General features: G+C 73.2%; 12 protein-coding genes. 3 read left to right on the top strand and 9 right to left on the bottom strand.

Annotated elements, in window-relative coordinates:
• Positions 1–306: 306 nt before the first annotated feature.
• Positions 307–942, bottom strand: a complete 636-nt coding sequence (locus AB0A69_RS00605; protein WP_361413637.1) for a TetR/AcrR family transcriptional regulator — start codon at positions 940–942, stop codon at positions 307–309.
• A 155-nt stretch (positions 943–1,097) separates the two neighbouring features.
• Here AB0A69_RS00605 and AB0A69_RS00600 point away from each other — a divergent pair, with 155 nt between their 5' ends.
• Positions 1,098–2,594 carry an amidase gene (locus AB0A69_RS00600; RefSeq protein ID WP_361413635.1) on the top strand — a complete coding sequence of 499 codons (1,497 nt, stop codon included), beginning with the start codon at positions 1,098–1,100 and terminating at the stop codon, positions 2,592–2,594.
• 76 nt (positions 2,595–2,670) lie between these two features.
• Here the strand turns inward: AB0A69_RS00600 and AB0A69_RS00595 are convergent, their stop codons facing one another.
• Together AB0A69_RS00595 and lepA are read right to left on the bottom strand one after the other, a co-directional pair.
• On the bottom strand, positions 2,671–4,560 hold the full coding sequence (locus AB0A69_RS00595; RefSeq protein WP_361413632.1) for a long-chain fatty acid--CoA ligase: 1,890 nt from the start codon (positions 4,558–4,560) through the stop codon (positions 2,671–2,673).
• 257 nt (positions 4,561–4,817) lie between these two features.
• Complete coding sequence (lepA, locus tag AB0A69_RS00590; RefSeq protein WP_361413629.1) at positions 4,818–6,689, bottom strand: translation elongation factor 4; 1,872 nt, start codon at positions 6,687–6,689, stop codon at positions 4,818–4,820.
• Between the two features lie 207 nt (positions 6,690–6,896).
• Here lepA and rpsT point away from each other — a divergent pair, with 207 nt between their 5' ends.
• Positions 6,897–7,163: a 30S ribosomal protein S20 gene (rpsT, locus tag AB0A69_RS00585; protein WP_355355943.1), complete on the top strand. Its 267-nt coding sequence runs from the start codon at positions 6,897–6,899 to the stop codon at positions 7,161–7,163.
• A 250-nt stretch (positions 7,164–7,413) separates the two neighbouring features.
• Here the strand turns inward: rpsT and AB0A69_RS00580 are convergent, their stop codons facing one another.
• Entirely contained in the window at positions 7,414–8,076 is a 663-nt protein-coding gene (locus tag AB0A69_RS00580) for a response regulator transcription factor (RefSeq protein WP_361413626.1), read from the bottom strand.
• Complete coding sequence (locus AB0A69_RS00575; RefSeq protein WP_361413623.1) at positions 8,073–9,224, bottom strand: sensor histidine kinase; 1,152 nt, start codon at positions 9,222–9,224, stop codon at positions 8,073–8,075. Before AB0A69_RS00575 ends, AB0A69_RS00580 begins: the two co-directional genes overlap by 4 nt.
• A gap of 217 nt (positions 9,225–9,441) precedes the next feature.
• Between AB0A69_RS00575 and AB0A69_RS00570 the strand changes: the two genes are divergently transcribed.
• Positions 9,442–9,882, top strand: coding sequence for a DUF6223 family protein (locus AB0A69_RS00570; protein ID WP_361413620.1), 441 nt, complete (start codon positions 9,442–9,444; stop codon positions 9,880–9,882).
• A 34-nt stretch (positions 9,883–9,916) separates the two neighbouring features.
• Here the strand turns inward: AB0A69_RS00570 and holA are convergent, their stop codons facing one another.
• From holA to AB0A69_RS00550, 4 genes are all read right to left on the bottom strand, one after another.
• Positions 9,917–10,909: a DNA polymerase III subunit delta gene (holA, locus tag AB0A69_RS00565; protein ID WP_361413618.1), complete on the bottom strand. Its 993-nt coding sequence runs from the start codon at positions 10,907–10,909 to the stop codon at positions 9,917–9,919.
• 124 nt (positions 10,910–11,033) lie between these two features.
• Positions 11,034–11,279 carry a hypothetical protein gene (locus AB0A69_RS00560; protein WP_361413614.1) on the bottom strand — a complete coding sequence of 82 codons (246 nt, stop codon included), beginning with the start codon at positions 11,277–11,279 and terminating at the stop codon, positions 11,034–11,036.
• An 11-nt stretch (positions 11,280–11,290) separates the two neighbouring features.
• Positions 11,291–13,801 carry a ComEC/Rec2 family competence protein gene (locus AB0A69_RS00555; RefSeq protein ID WP_361413611.1) on the bottom strand — a complete coding sequence of 837 codons (2,511 nt, stop codon included), beginning with the start codon at positions 13,799–13,801 and terminating at the stop codon, positions 11,291–11,293.
• On the bottom strand, positions 13,798–14,826 hold the full coding sequence (locus tag AB0A69_RS00550; protein ID WP_361413609.1) for a ComEA family DNA-binding protein: 1,029 nt from the start codon (positions 14,824–14,826) through the stop codon (positions 13,798–13,800). Before AB0A69_RS00550 ends, AB0A69_RS00555 begins: the two co-directional genes overlap by 4 nt.
• Positions 14,827–14,988: the final 162 nt, after the last annotated feature.

The raw sequence follows: 14,988 nt of genomic DNA, 5'->3' as shown, positions 1-14,988 counted from the left end.
GCCATGGCATCCATGGGCTGGAGCGGATCCATGGGCGGGTCCATGGGCTCGAGTGCGTCCTTGGGCTCGAGTGCATCCATGGGCTGGAGCGCCTGCGGCCGCTGTGACCGCTGTGCTGGAAAGGACCCCACGTGCTCTCCTCGTCGGCTCCCGGTTCGGACACCGACAGAGTGACAGATCGAGCTCGCCCATAAGCGCCGAGTCATCGAAGTGGGCGTGGGAAGGACACGAAAAGCGGCCCCCGGCTCGGGAGGCGACCTGTCCGGCGAGCTGTCCGGCGACCTTTCGGGAGCGCTACTTCGAGCGCTACTCCGGGGCGGTGCCGAGGGCGGCCCACGCGTCGATGAGGAGTTCCACCGCGTCGACGACCACCTCGGCGCTGATCCGGTCGGGGGTCAGGAGCCGCTGGATCAGCAGGCCGTCCTCCAGGGCGTGGACGATCAGGGCGAGCGAGGCCGGGTCCGCGGGCGGGGTGGCGACGCCGCGCCGGACCAGTTCCTGCCGGATGCCTTCCCCGATGGCGCCCCGGGCGAGCTCTTCGCGCTCGGCGAGGGGCCGGCGGAGGTCGGGGTTGCGCACCGCGTGGAGGAGAAGCTCCAGGCGGAGTGTCAGCCAGGAGGGGAGGTGTTCGGCGCGGGCCCTGTTCCAGGCGCGGAGCCGGTCCAGCACCTCGGCGAAGGAGGCGGCGTCGGCGGCCATGGCCTGCACCTCGCGCAGTTCGGCCTGGGTGCGGCGCAGGAGCAGTTCGCGTACGAGCTCGTTCTTGTCGCCGAAATTGCCGTAGAACGCGCCGCGGCTGAAGCCGGCTCGTTCGGCGATCTGCTCGACGGACGTGCCGTTGACGCCGCGTTCGGTGAACAGCTCGGCCGCGGCCTCCAGCAGTCGATCCCGCGTCTGCTTCCTGGTCTCCTCGCGCGTCAGGCGTCGCTTGGGGGGTGCCATGCCGTGACCTGCCCTCCGCCGTCGGCCACCCGTCGCCCGTCACCCGTCACCGCTCGCCCTTCGCGAGGGGCGGGAAAACCCGATGGCGCTCTTCACATACAGACCTGTATCCGTATACGGGATTGTATCTCTGTGAGCAGCCGAGGAGCCGTCGCATGGATCAGGAACTGTGGCACTGGAACGCCTCCGCGTTGGCGGATGCCGTCGCGGGCGGCGAGGTCCCCGCCGTGGACGTCGTCGAGGCCCATCTCGCACGTATCGACGCGGCCAACCCCGAGGTGAACGCGGTCACCCAGGTCCTCGCCACCGGCGCCCGCGCCGCGGCTCGGGACACCGACCGCCGCCGGGCCGCGGGTGAGCCGCTCGGCCCGCTGGCCGGCGTGCCGTTCACGGTGAAGGAGAACATCCACGTCGCCGGTTCGGCCACGACCTTCGGCGTGCCCCGGTTCCGCGGTCTCGTACCCGCCGAGGACGCGCCGCCGGTGCGCCGGCTGCGCCGGGCCGGGGCGATACCCGTCGGCCGGACCAACCTGCCCGACATGACCATCGCCGGCATGCACACCGTCAGCACGCTGTACGGCGCCACCCGCAACCCCTGGGACCCGGCCCGGACACCCGGGGGAACCAGCGGAGGTGACGGGGTCGCGGTCGCCACGGGCATGGCGCCGCTCGGGCTCGGCAACGACTCGGGCGGGTCGATCTGCGTTCCGGCGGCGTTCAACGGCGTGGCCGCGCTGAAGCCCTCGTACGGCAGGTTCGCGCTCGACCACCGGATCGGTCCGCAGGACCCGACGCTGTCCTCCCAGCTGTTCCCCGTCGACGCCCCGCTCGCGCGCTCGGTCGCGGACCTGCGGCTGGTGTACGAGGTCCTCGCGGGCGCCGATCCGCAGGACCCGCGCGCGGCGCCGGTCCCGCTCGACGGGCCGCCCCTCGCGCCCGGCCGCCCGGTCCGGGTCGGCGTCGTCACCGACCCGGGCGGGAGCGGCGTCCACCCGCACGTGCGGGCCGGGGTGGAGGCGGCGGCCGCGGCGCTGGAGGACGCAGGGTACGCACTGGAGGAGGTCGAGGTGCCGAGGCTGGACGAGGCCGTCGACGCCTACCACGGGCTGATCTTCACGGAGTTCGCCCTGATGTGGCCGGCGGTGCGGGACCTGCTCACCGAGGACAGCCGGCGGCATGTGGAGTACACCCTCCAGGAGCACCCGCCCGTCGACCTCGCGGAGTACCTCCGGCTCACCGGTGTCCGCCTGGGCGTCCAGCGCGACTGGGCCCGGCTCTTCGAGCGGTTCCCGCTCGTGCTGGGGCCGGTGTCGACCGAGCCGGCGCCCTTCCCCGACACCATGCACGGCACCGTGGAGGACAACGCCCGCACGATGGCGGCGCTCCGGTTGTGCAGGGCGAACACGTTCGTCGGTACGCCGTCGGTGACGGTGCCCGTGGGCGTCGCCGACGGGCTGCCGCAGGGCGTGCAGATCATCGGCGGGATGTACCGGGAGGACCTGTGCCTGCGGGCCGCGGCGGCGATCGAGCGGCGGCGGGGGACGTTCACACCGGTCACTCCGGTGACCGGTGTCACCGGAATCACCGAAGTCACCGAAGTCACCGAAGTCACGTCTGCCCCGCCGGTCACGCGAGTCACGCCTCGGCCGTAGCCCGCGCCCGCCGGAGCGGGCCCGGGCCAGCGGGGCGGGGCGAACGGACGGGCCGGCCGGTGAGCCCGGCAGCCGCTCACGCCTCCCTGGCGCCCTCGTACATCTCCTCGATCAGGTGCTTGTACTCGCGCTCCACGACCGGCCGCTTCAGCTTGAGGCTCGGCGTGAGCTCGCCGTGCTCGATGTCCAGGTCGCGAGGGAGCAGCCGGAACTTCTTGATGGTCTGCCAGCGCTGCAGCCCGTCGTTGAGCCGGTCCACGTACCCCTGCACGAGCTGGTTCACCTCGGGCCTGGCCACGAGGTCGGCGTACGACGTGCCGCTCAGGCCGTGCTCCTCGGCCCAGCCGAGGAGGGCGGGCTCGTCGAGGGCGATCAGCGCCGTGCAGTAGTTCCGGTCGGCGCCGTGGACGAGGATGTTCGAGACGTACGGGCAGACCGCCTTGAACTGGCCCTCCACCTCGGCGGGCGCGATGTACTTGCCGCCGGACGTCTTGATGAGGTCCTTCTTGCGGTCGGTGATGCGCAGGTAGCCGTCGACCGACAGTTCGCCGATGTCCCCGGTGTGCAGCCAGCCGTCGGGCTCCAGCACCTCCGCGGTCTTCTCCGGCAGCCCGTGGTAACCCGCCATGATGCCGGGGCCGCGCAGCAGGATCTCGCCGTCGTCGGCGATGCGGACCTCGGTGCCGGGCAGCGGCTTGCCGACCGTACCGGTGCGGTACGCCTCGCCGGGGTTGACGAAGCTGGCCGCGCTGGACTCCGTCAGGCCGTACCCCTCCAGGATGTGGACGCCGGCGCCGGAGAAGAAGTAGCCGATCTCGGGCGCGAGGGCGGCCGAGCCGGAGATGGCGGCGCGCAGCCGGCCGCCGAAGGCGTCGCGGAGCTTGGAGTAGACGAGCGCGTCGGCGACCTTGTGCTTGGCGGTGAGGCCGAAGGGGGCGCTCGCCGTGCCGGTGCGGCGGAAGTTGTCCTGGGTGACCTTGGCGTACTCGCGCGCGACCCCGGCCGCCCACGTGAAGATCTTGTACTTGGCGCCGCCACCCGCCCGCGCCTTGGCCACGACCCCGTTGTAGACCTTCTCGAAGATGCGGGGCACGGCGGCCATGTAGGTGGGCTGGACGACCGGCAGGTTCTCGATGATCTTGTCGACGCGGCCGTCGACGGCGGTGACGTGCCCGACCTCGATCTGGCCGGAGGTCAGCACCTTGCCGAAGACGTGCGCGAGCGGCAGCCACAGGTACTGCACGTCGTCCGCCGTGATGAGGCCGGTCGCGGCGATGGCCTTGGCCATGTACGACCAGTTGTCGTGCGGCAGCCGTACGCCCTTGGGGCGGCCGGTGGTGCCGGAGGTGTAGATGAGGGTGGCGAGCTGGTCGGCGGTGATCGCGGAGACCCGCTCCTTGACGGCGTCCGGGTGCTTGGCGAGGTACGCCCTGCCGCGCTCTTCGAGCTCGGCGAGGGAGAGGACCCAACCCTCCGGGTCGGCCTCGTCCGCCTCCACCGCGCCGGCGTCGATGACGACGACGTGGGCGAGGTGGGGCAGGTCGGCGCGCTTGGCGCGGGCCTTGGCGAGCTGGGCGGCGTCCTCGGCGATCAGCACGCGGCTGTCGGAGTCGGCGAGGATGTACGCGGACTCGTCGGCGTTGGTCTGCGGGTAGACGGTGGTCGTGGCCGCGCCGGCGCACATCACGCCGAGGTCGGCGAGGATCCACTCGACGCGGGTGGCGGAGGCGAGCGCGACGCGCTCCTCCGGCTGGACGCCCAGGTCGACGAGGCCGGCGGCGACGGCGTACACGCGGTCGGCGGCCTGCTGCCAGCTGAGCGACTTCCAGTCGTCGGGGCCCTGTCCGGAGGCCGCGGGGACGGGGTAGCGGTAGGCCTCGGCGTCCGGGGTCTTCGCGACGCGCTCAAGGAAGAGGGACGCCACGGAGGGCGGCCGGTTCTCGATCAGGGTCTTGGTGTCGCTCACGGCGTCCTCCGGGCGGCGGCTTGCGGCAGGGCTGCACGACGGGGTGGTTGTTTAACTGGCGAGTAACCCTCGGGCGGGATCAGGTTAGAGCGCCGTCGTCCGCCATGTAAGGGGCTACGGCCAGGCGCTTGATACCCGGTTCATAACGACTGTGCAGTACCTGTGCGGTCCGTGGGCACGCAAAAGCGCCCGTCCGTGAACCGAACGGGCGCTTTGGCGCACGTACCCGCGCGGGGCTGCTTCTTCGCTGCTCCCGGCTACTTCTTGGTCTTGCCGCCCGCGGACTCGTCGCTCGACAGCACCGCGATGAAGGCCTCCTGCGGCACCTCGACGGAGCCGACCATCTTCATCCGCTTCTTGCCTTCCTTCTGCTTCTCCAGCAGCTTCCGCTTACGGGAGATGTCACCGCCGTAGCACTTGGCGAGGACGTCCTTGCGGATGGCGCGGATCGTCTCGCGGGCGATGACACGGGAGCCGATGGCCGCCTGGATCGGCACCTCGAAGGCCTGCCGCGGGATGAGCTCGCGCAGCTTGGCGACGAGCCGGACGCCGTACGCGTACGCCGCGTCCTTGTGCGTGATGGCGGAGAAGGCGTCGACCTTGTCGCCGTGCAGCAGGATGTCGACCTTCACGAGGCTGGAGGCCTGCTCGCCGGTGGGCTCGTAGTCGAGGGAGGCGTACCCGCGCGTCTTGGACTTCAGCTGGTCGAAGAAGTCGAAGACGATCTCGGCGAGGGGAAGGGTGTAGCGGATCTCGACCCGGTCCTCGGAGAGGTAGTCCATGCCGAGGAGGGTGCCGCGGCGGGTCTGGCACAGCTCCATGATCGAGCCGATGAACTCGCTGGGGGCGAGGATCGTGGCGCGTACGACCGGCTCGTACACCTCGCTGATCTTGCCCTCGGGGAACTCGCTCGGGTTGGTGACCGTGTGCTCGCTGCCGTCCTCCATGAGGACGCGGTAGACCACGTTGGGCGCGGTGGCGATGAGGTCGAGGCCGAACTCGCGCTCCAGCCGCTCGCGGATCACGTCGAGGTGGAGCAGGCCCAGGAAGCCGACGCGGAAGCCGAAGCCGAGCGCGGCGGACGTCTCCGGCTCGTAGACGAGCGCGGCGTCGTTGAGCTGCAGCTTGTCGAGGGCGTCGCGCAGCTCGGGGTAGTCGGAGCCGTCCAGCGGATACAGGCCCGAGAAGACCATCGGCTTCGGGTCCTTGTAACCGCCGAGGGCCTCGGTGGCGCCCTTGTGCAGGGTGGTGATGGTGTCACCGACCTTGGACTGCCGGACGTCCTTCACACCCGTGATCAGGTAGCCGACCTCGCCGACGCCGAGCCCGTCCGCCGGGAGCATCTCGGGCGAGTTCGTACCGATCTCCAGCAGCTCGTGGGTCGCGTTGGTGGACATCATGCGGATGCGCTCGCGCTTGTTGAGCTGTCCGTCGATGACACGGACGTACGTCACGACGCCGCGGTACGAGTCGTAGACCGAGTCGAAGATCATCGCGCGGGCGGGGGCGTCGGCGACGCCGACCGGCGCCGGGACGTCCTTGACCACGCGGTCGAGCAGCGCCTCGACGCCGAGACCGGTCTTGGCGGACACCCGCAGGACGTCGTCGGGCTCGCAGCCGACCAGGTTCGCCAGCTCCTCGGCGAACTTCTCCGGCTGGGCGGCCGGGAGGTCGATCTTGTTGAGCACCGGGACGATGGTGAGGTCGTTCTCCATCGCCAGGTAGAGGTTGGCGAGGGTCTGCGCCTCGATGCCCTGGGCGGCGTCGACGAGCAGGACGGTGCCCTCGCAGGCGGCCAGGGACCGCGACACCTCGTACGTGAAGTCGACGTGGCCGGGGGTGTCGATCATGTTGAGGATGTGGGTGCTGCCCTGACCGGGGCCCGTGGTCGGGGCCCACGGCAGACGCACAGCCTGGGACTTGATCGTGATGCCGCGCTCGCGCTCGATGTCCATGCGGTCGAGGTACTGAGCGCGCATCTGCCGCTGCTCGACCACACCGGTCAGCTGGAGCATCCGGTCGGCAAGGGTCGACTTGCCGTGGTCGATGTGCGCGATGATGCAGAAGTTGCGGATCAGCGCCGGGTCGGTACGGCTCGGCTCGGGCACGTGGGTAGGGGTCGCGGGCACGCAGGGTCCTGATTCTCGAGACGCTGGCGTCTCTGCTCGGGTCGACGTCGGATCGATACGTAGGTTCCATGGTCCCACGGACGGGGGCGGGCGCTCGGTTTGGGCCGCTCGCAGCGCGACTGGTACCGTGGGCAGCTGTGTCTCATAGCCCTCTCAGCGTTGAGACACTCCTCTAAGAAATCCTTACGAACCTGAAAAGGCTCTTTCGTGGCGAACATCAAGTCCCAGATCAAGCGGAACAAGACGAACGAGAAGGCGCGCCTGCGCAACAAGGCCGTCAAGTCGTCGCTCAAGACCGCGATCCGCAAGGCCCGTGAGGCTGCTGCCGCGGGTGACGTCGAGAAGGCCACCGTGGCCGCTCGCGAGGCCGCCCGCAAGCTCGACAAGGCCGTCTCGAAGGGTGTCATCCACAAGAACGCCGCCGCCAACAAGAAGTCGGCGCTGGCTGCCAAGGTTGCCTCCCTCCAGGGCTGAGCTTTCTGCTCTTGATCCATCCTGATTCACCCTGATCCCACGGGATCAGCCGCCGGAAGGGACCCAAGCGGGCCCTCTCATCCGCTCCCGACCGGCACCCCGGGACCGTACGCGGCCTGCGTTCGCCACGCGGGTACGGACCCAGCATCGTGATCCGAAGGCCCCGGCCTCGGTCCTTCCCCAGGACCGCGGCCGGGGCCTTCGGCGTACCGGAGGAGGCGGGCGAGGCCGTCCGGCACGCGTGACGGTCTCAGGAGCCGCGCGGCGCCACCAGGCCGGTTTCGTAGGCGACGACCACGAGCTGGGCCCGGTCACGGGCGTGGAGCTTGGCCATGGCGCGGTTGATGTGGGTTTTCGCCGTCATGGGGCTGATCACCATGCGGCCCGCGATCTCGTCGTTGGACAGGCCCTGCGCGACCAGGGCGACGGCCTCCCGCTCCCGGCCGGTCAGCTCTTCCAGGCCCCGCACGGTGTTGGCGGGGTGCGGCTGGGTGACGTACCGGTTGATGAGCTTGCGCGTGATGGACGGGGCCAGCAGGGCGTCGCCGCGCGCCGCGACACGGACGGCGTGCAGAAAGTCCTCCGGCAGGACGTCCTTGACGAGGAACCCGGCGGCGCCGGCGCGCAGTGCGTCGAAGACGTATTCGTCCAGGCCGTAGTTGGTCAGGATGACGACGTGCACCTGGGAGAGAGCCGGGTCGGCGGCGATGCGCCGGGTCGCCTCGATGCCGTCGACGACCGGCATCCGGATGTCGATGAGCGCGACGTCAGGCAGGTGCTTCCCGGCCAGCTCCACACCCTCCCGCCCGTCGGCGGCCTCGGCCACCACCTCGATGTCGTCCTCGAGGTCGAGGAGTGCGCGGAAGCCGCTGCGGATGAGCGGCTGGTCGTCGATGAGGAGGACTCGGATCATGACGTCTTCTCCACGGGGAGTTCGGCCTGGACGGTGAAGCCGCCGTCGCCGCGTGGTTCCGCGCGCAGGCGGCCGCCGAGGGCGGTGACGCGTTCCCGCATGCCGAGCAGGCCGAGACCGGGGGTGGGGGCGGTGTCCGGTGTCGCTCGGCCGTCGTCATCGACGCGTATGGCGAGGGTGTCCGGTCGGCAGTCGATCCGCACCGACGCCGTGGCGGCGTCCGCGTGACGGGCGATGTTGGTGAGCGACTCCTGGACGATCCGGTAGACGGTCCGGTCCACCGCCGTCGGCACGCGCACGCCGTCCTGTCGCCCCTCGATCGTCAGCGTCGCGTCCAGGCCGATGGCACGAGCCCGCTCCACCAGTTCCGTTACGTCGTCGAGCCCACGCGGCGGGGCCGTGTCGTCGTCGCGCAGCGCCTCCAGAGTCGCCCGCAACTCCCTGGCCGCCTCGCGTCCGGCTTCCTGGATTGCCAGCAGGGCGGGCGGTACGTCCTCGCCGCGCCTGCGGGCCACGTGTACGGCGACCTCGGCCTGCACCTTGATGACCGAGATCTGGTGGGTGAGCGAGTCATGCAGCTCGCGCGCGATACGCAGCCGTTCCTCGTCGGCGCGGCGCCGCGCGGTCTCCTCCCGCGTGCGCTCGGCCTCGTCCGCCCGCCGCTCGGCCTGCCGCAGCGCCTCACCCGCGGCGCCGGCCGCGACGAGCCAGGCGATTTCGAGGGCGCCTCGGGCCTGCGCGAACGCCTGGCCCGTGTCGTGCAGGCCCGAGGCCAGGGCAGCGAGCGGGAGGAGGGCGAGCAAGGCCACGCTGGTCACCACCGTGACGGTCCGGTGTCCTGCCCGCACGGCCGCGTATACGGCGAACAGGTACCCGACGGCGGGCACATCGAAGCCTGCCGCCTGGTAGCCCGCCGCGCACAGCCCGGTGACGGCCAGGACGGCGACCGGTGCCCGGCGGCGTACGGCAAGGGCCAGCCCGCCGACCGCCAGCAGGGCGTACCCGAGTACGTCAACGGTCACGGCGGAACGCTGCCCGGCCGGCCCGGTGAGGCCGGAGAGCCCGGTCGTCAGCAGCGCCGCCGCCACGCCGACGGCGATACCCCAGTCTCCTACGCGGGCCCGGACACCGGGCTCACCAGCACTCATGCGCGCACCCTAGCCTCCGCCGGCTACGGGCGAGTCGGCCCTGCGGACCAGCGGCCACTACCGCACGCGCGGTACCTCCGCGCCTGCTGCGGCGCCTGCGGTAGCCGGACACGGTGGCGGCGGCAGTGCGAATTGCCTGCGCGGGGCGGACGACCGGGGACGGGGCGGGCGGGGATGCTCGGGCGACACCGGTCGTAGGAAGAGAAGGAGCACCTCGATGTCCGTTCGCCGCTTGCTTACCGCCACCCCGCTTCCCCCGCTCGCGGCCACCGTGCTCATGGGCACCGTGCTCACGACACCGGCGGCCGCGCATTCCTCGGCCCAGTCGGTGGTGGCCGCCGATGTCCACGACTTCAGCCTCGGGCGACTCGGAGCCGCCACGGGAGCCCTGCTGGGGCTGGCCGGCCTGGTCATCGCCTGGCTGGCCCTGGCCCGCCCCGCCGGGCGTCTCGGCATTGCCGGCGGACCGGTCGGGGCCGTGATGGCCATGGTGGCGGGGCTGATCGGCATGGCCCTCGGTGGGCTGGTCGCGGCCACGTCCGACGGCGGCCTCGGCACCGGCAACGGGCTGGGCGGGGCCTACGTGGCCATGCTGGTGGGCTTGATCGGCACGGCCCTCGGTGCGCTGGCCCTGGCCCGTACCCGGCGCAGCGGCTGACCGCTACGGCTGCCGACAGCCGGGGGAGGCGGCGTCAGCCGCGGCGGGAGCGGGCCGCGCGGGCGATGGCGACGACCGCTTTCTCCAGGGCGTACTCCGGGTCGTCCCCGCCGCCCTTGACCCCGGCGTCCGCCTCCGCGATCGCTCGGAGCGCCACGGCCACACCGTCCGGCGTCCAGCCGCGCATCTGCTGCCGCACGCGGTCGATCTTCCAGGGCGGCATGCCGAGCTCGCGGGCGAGGTCGGCGGGGCGGCCGCCCCGCGCCGAGGACAGCTTGCCGATGGCGCGCACGCCCTGCGCCAGGGCGCTGGTGATCAGCACGGGCGCGACGCCCGTCGCGAGGGACCACCGCAGGGCCTCCAGGGCCTCGGCCGCCCGGCCCTCCACCGCCCGGTCGGCGACGTTGAAGCTGGAGGCCTCCGCACGGCCGGTGTAGTACCGGCCGACGACCGCCTCGTCGATCGTGCCCTCGACGTCCGCGGTGAGCTGCGACACCGCGGAGGCGAGCTCCCGCAGGTCGCTGCCGATCGCGTCGACGAGCGCCTGGCACGCCTCGGGCGTCGCCGACCTGCCCAGGGCGCGGAACTCGCCGCGCACGAACGTCAGACGCTCCGCGGGCTTGGTGGTCTTCGGGCAGGCGACCTCGCGTGCCCCTGCCTTGCGTGCCGCGTCGAGCAGGCCCTTGCCCTTGGCGCCGCCGGCGTGGACCAGAACGAGGGTGATGTCCTCCTCGACGGGCGCCCCGAGGTAGGTCTTGACGTCCTTGACGGAGTCGGCGGAGAGGTCGTGCGCGTTCCGCACGATCAACACCTTGCGCTCGGCGAAGAGCGACGGGCTCGTCAGCTCGGCGAGCATGCCCGGCTGGAGCTGGTCGGCGGTGAGGTCGCGGACGTCCGTGTCGGCGTCGGCGGCGCGGGCGGCCGCCACCACCTGCTGCACCGCGCGGTCCAGGAGCAGTTCCTCCTGGCCCACGGCCAGGGTGACGGGGGCGAGGGGGTCGTCGGTCGCGTTCTTTCTGGTGGCCATCGCGAACCAGGATCGCACGCGCCACCGACAACCCGTCCCCGCCCGGCCCCTCCCGCGGCCGCGCCTACGGCTTCCTCTGCAGCTCCGTCTCCGGCCCCGTCTCCGGCCCCCTCAACAGCTCTGTCTACGGCTCCTCGCGCCAGCCGTCCCACTCGGCCGCGAACTCGTCCAGCTCGGCCGCAGCGAGCCGGGCCTCCGGGTCCTCGACGACCACCAGCCACTGCGCGTCCTCGGCGTCGTCCTCGCCGGCCAGCGCGTCCCGTACCAACTGCGGCTCCTCGTCGAGCCCGAACCGGTCGCCGAGGGCCTCGGCCACCTCCTCCGCGGCATCCCGGTCGGGCAGCACCAGCACATGTCTCACATCGTTCACAGGACCATTGTTCAATGCCGGTTCCGGGCCGTGGCCCGCAGGTCCCGCCCGGTGCCGGTGACCGCGATCGGGCCGTCCCGGTCGGTGCGCAGCACCACCGCTCCCCCGTCGCGCAGGGCGGCGACCGTACGCGGTGACGGATGGCCGTAGTCGTTGTCACGGCCTGCCGACACCAAGGCGAGCCGGGGCCGGACGCGGTCCATCAGACCTGGGTCCTGATGGGACGAGCCATGGTGGGCCACCTTGAGCACGTCGACCGGCGGCAGGTCGGGGTGGGCCCGCAAAAGGCCCCGCTGCGCGGGCGGTTCGAGGTCGCCGAGGAGAAGAAGCGTCACCCGGGAACCTCCTGTCCCGGCGCGGACGAGCAGCGTGACGCTGGCGTCGTTCGGCCCCTCGGGGTCCGGGCCGGGCCGGGCTCCCGGCCACAGCACGCGCCATTCCAGGGCGCCGGTCCGGCGCCGCTCCCCCGGTGCCGCGGGTATGACGGGCACCCCGGCGGCGCGGGCCGTCCGGTAGACGAACGCGGCCTGGCCCGCCGGTTCCCGGAGGCTCGTCGTCTGGACGGCACCGACCTCGCGCCCCCGCAGCACCCCGGGCAGTCCGGCGACATGGTCGGCGTGGAAGTGGGTGAGCACCACGAGCGGTACGCGGCTCACAGCGAGGTCGCGCAGGCACCGGTCCACGGGCCGCGGGTCGGGCCCCGCGTCCACCACCACGCCCGCGCCCGGACCGGCCGCGAGCACCATCGCATCGCCTTGCCCGACGTCGCACATCGCATAGAGCCATCCCGGCGGCGGCCATCCGGTGACGAGCCGGGCCAGCGGGGGCGGCCGCACCACCGCGACCAGCAGCAGCGCCGCGCAGGCGGCGGCCACGAGCGAGCGGTACGGCATCCGCCGGGCCAGCAGCAGGGCCGCACCGGTGGCGGCGGCGAGCAGCAGACCACCCCGCCAGCCGCCCGGCCAGCCGGCCTCCGCCCCGGGCAGCGCGGCCCCGGCGCGGGCGACGGAGGCGATCCACCCGGCCGGCCACCCCGCGCACTCGGCGAGCAGCCGGGCCGCCGGCATCGCCACGGGTGCCGCGGCGAGCGCGGCGAAGCCGAGGACGGTCGCCGGGGCCACCGCGAGCTCGGCGAGCAGGTTGCAGGGGATCGCCACCAGGCTGACCCGGGCCGCGAAGACCACCACCACGGGCGCGCACACGGCCTGGGCCGCCGCGGTCGCGGCCAGCGCCTCCGCGATGCGGGGCGGCACCCGGCGCCGCCGCAGCGCGGTGCTCCAGCGCGGGGCGAGGGTGAGCAGGGACCCGGTCGCCAGCACGGACAGCAGGAAGCCGTAACTGCGCGCCAGCCACGGGTCGTACAGCACCAGCAGCAGCACCGCGGCGGCCAGCGCGGGGATGAGGGATCTGCGGCGCCCGGTCCCGATGGCGAGCAGCGTGATCAGTCCGCAGGCGGCGGCGCGCAGCACGCTCGGGTCGGGCCGGCACACCACGACGAAGGCGAGCGTGAGCGCCCCGCCGATGAGCGCGGTCGCCCGCAGCCCGAGCCCCAGCCGGGGTGCCAGCCCGCCGCGCTCCGCCCGCAGCGCCGAGCCCGGCCTGCCGATGAGCAGCAGCAGCGCGACGCTGAGGTTGCTGCCGGACACGGCGAGCAGGTGCGTGAGGTCGGTCGCCCGGAAGGCGTCGTACAGCTCGGGCGGGATGCGGGAGGTGTCGCCGACGACCAGCCCGGGCAGCAGCGCGCGGGCGTCGGGCGCCAGCCCGTCCGTCGCCGTGCGCAGGCCCGCGCGCAGCTTTCCGGCGGTGCGCTGGAGCGCGTTCGGCGGCCCGGTCACGCGCGGTGGCCCGGTGCCGACGCGTACGACGGCCGCGAACCGGTCCGCCGTGCGCTGCGGCGGGGCCAGCCGCGCGGCCACGCGCACCCCGGTGGAGGGCAGCAGCCGCTGCCACCCGGCTTCGACGGGCGCGATCAGCAGCACGGGGGTGCGGATCCTGGTGGCGCCGCCGCGGGTCACCGCGACGCGTGTCGCCTCGCCGTCGAGGACGACCGAGCCTGTCCCGGCCGGGCCGCCGTCCCGCCGCACCGGGCGCGGGTCGGAGGTGACCGTGACGTCGAGGGTGACGCGCGCGTACTCCCGCGCCAGCCCCGGCAGTGGCCCCCGCCGCAGATCGGCCCCGTGAAGTCCGGCCGATGCCGCGCCCGCGGCGCCGCACAGCAGGACGGCGGCGCACGCGGTGACGTTCGCACGCCACCGCCCACCGGGCGACGAGCGCGCGCGCCGCCGCCGCCGTACCGTCACGCGGGCGAGCAGCCCGAGCGCCGCCGCGACGCCGACGGCCACTCCCGCGACGGTCCACCATCCCGGCGCGCCGACCGCGAGGGCCGCCGCCCCCCACGCGGCCAGGGCCGGAGGCACGAGCCGCAGGTCGGCAGGCCCTTCCTGGCGCGGGTCGGCGGCACCGAGCGGGTGGCCGGACGCGGCGTGGACCGGTGCACGGGCCGGGGCGGTCCCGGGGGTCATGGCCGTACCAGGGGCTGGAGGTCCGAGAACCGGCGGTCGCCGATCCCGTTGACCTCGCGGAGCTCATCGACCGACCGGAAGCCCCCGTGCCGGGTGCGGTAGTCGACGATGTGCTGGGCCAGTACGGGCCCGACGCCGGGCAGCGCGTCCAGCTGTTCGACGGTGGCGGTGTTGAGGCTCACGGGCCCCGCACCCGCCGCACCCGCTTGACCGGACGCACCGCCCGGGCCTGAACCGGAGACCGGCCCGGCCGGCGCGGGGGTGACGCCCACGAGCACCTGCTCGCCGTCCATCAGCACGCGCGCCCGGTTGAGGCCGGAGACGTCCGTGCCCGGCCGGACACCGCCCGCCGCGTGCAGCGCGTCGGCGACCCGCGACCCGGCGGGCAGCCGCAGTACGCCGGGCCGCCGCACCTTGCCGCTCACGTCGACGACCACGGCCGGGGGCGAGGCGGTCGGCACCGGCGGGCCGGCCGTTCCAGGCGTCGGGGCGGCCGCCGGCTCCGCCGCCCCGACGACTTCGGGAGCGTGCACGGCCTCCGGCCGCCCGGCCCAGAAGTACCGTCCGGCCACGAGGGCCGCCACGACCAGTACCACCGCGAGCGCGGCGAGCGCCCTGGGCTCGACCCCGCACCGCAGCTGCAGCCACAGCGGTAAGCGGTCGCGCAGCGCGGGCCACCACCGCTCGCGGGCTCCTCGCGGTTCCGCCGACGCCGTCCCCGTCTCCGTCCCCGTCTCCGGTGCGGCCGGTCCGGCCGCGGCGGGGGCCGCACCCGGAGGCGGCGGCATCGCGTACGCCGCCGTACCGTCGAAGGCCTCGAAGGCCCCCGTACCGTCGAAGAGCGCCTCCGCACGTCGGCGGGGTGCCGTGGCCGCATGCCCGTCGTGGGCCTGTCGCCGTACCCGGCCGCGGGCGCGGGCGTGGACACGAGCGCGGGCGCGGGCACGGCTCCGTCCGTCTGATCCCGGCATCCGCCCGGGCCCGCTCGTCGCGAAACTCGTCACTGTGCGTGTTCGGTTCGTCATGGCGCAACACGGTACGCACATACGCCCGAACCTGCCGAGCAGCCCCAAAATTGGTGGATAACCCAGGAGTTGTGGAAAAACCGCTCACCCGAACGAGCGACGTCCGAGCCTGCTCGCCGTCACCGCAACGCCGTCACCGCAACGCCGTCAGCACGACGCCAT

This window comes from Streptomyces sp. NPDC045431, from assembly GCF_040646655.1.
In the GTDB taxonomy this organism is placed as follows: domain Bacteria; phylum Actinomycetota; class Actinomycetes; order Streptomycetales; family Streptomycetaceae; genus Streptomyces.
The sequence above is the reverse complement of the archived record's forward strand: the minus strand, read 5'-3'. Positions and strand labels throughout refer to the sequence as shown.

Coding starts and splice junctions, on each gene's coding strand:
- AB0A69_RS00605 (WP_361413637.1), bottom strand. CDS start 942: ATGGCACCCCCCAAGCGACGCCTGACGCGCGAGGAGACCAGGAAGCAG.
- AB0A69_RS00600 (WP_361413635.1), top strand. CDS start 1,098: ATGGATCAGGAACTGTGGCACTGGAACGCCTCCGCGTTGGCGGATGCC.
- AB0A69_RS00580 (WP_361413626.1), bottom strand. CDS start 8,076: ATGATCCGAGTCCTCCTCATCGACGACCAGCCGCTCATCCGCAGCGGC.
- AB0A69_RS00575 (WP_361413623.1), bottom strand. CDS start 9,224: ATGAGTGCTGGTGAGCCCGGTGTCCGGGCCCGCGTAGGAGACTGGGGT.
- AB0A69_RS00570 (WP_361413620.1), top strand. CDS start 9,442: ATGTCCGTTCGCCGCTTGCTTACCGCCACCCCGCTTCCCCCGCTCGCG.
- holA (WP_361413618.1), bottom strand. CDS start 10,909: ATGGCCACCAGAAAGAACGCGACCGACGACCCCCTCGCCCCCGTCACC.
- AB0A69_RS00555 (WP_361413611.1), bottom strand. CDS start 13,801: ATGACCCCCGGGACCGCCCCGGCCCGTGCACCGGTCCACGCCGCGTCC.
- AB0A69_RS00550 (WP_361413609.1), bottom strand. CDS start 14,826: ATGACGAACCGAACACGCACAGTGACGAGTTTCGCGACGAGCGGGCCC.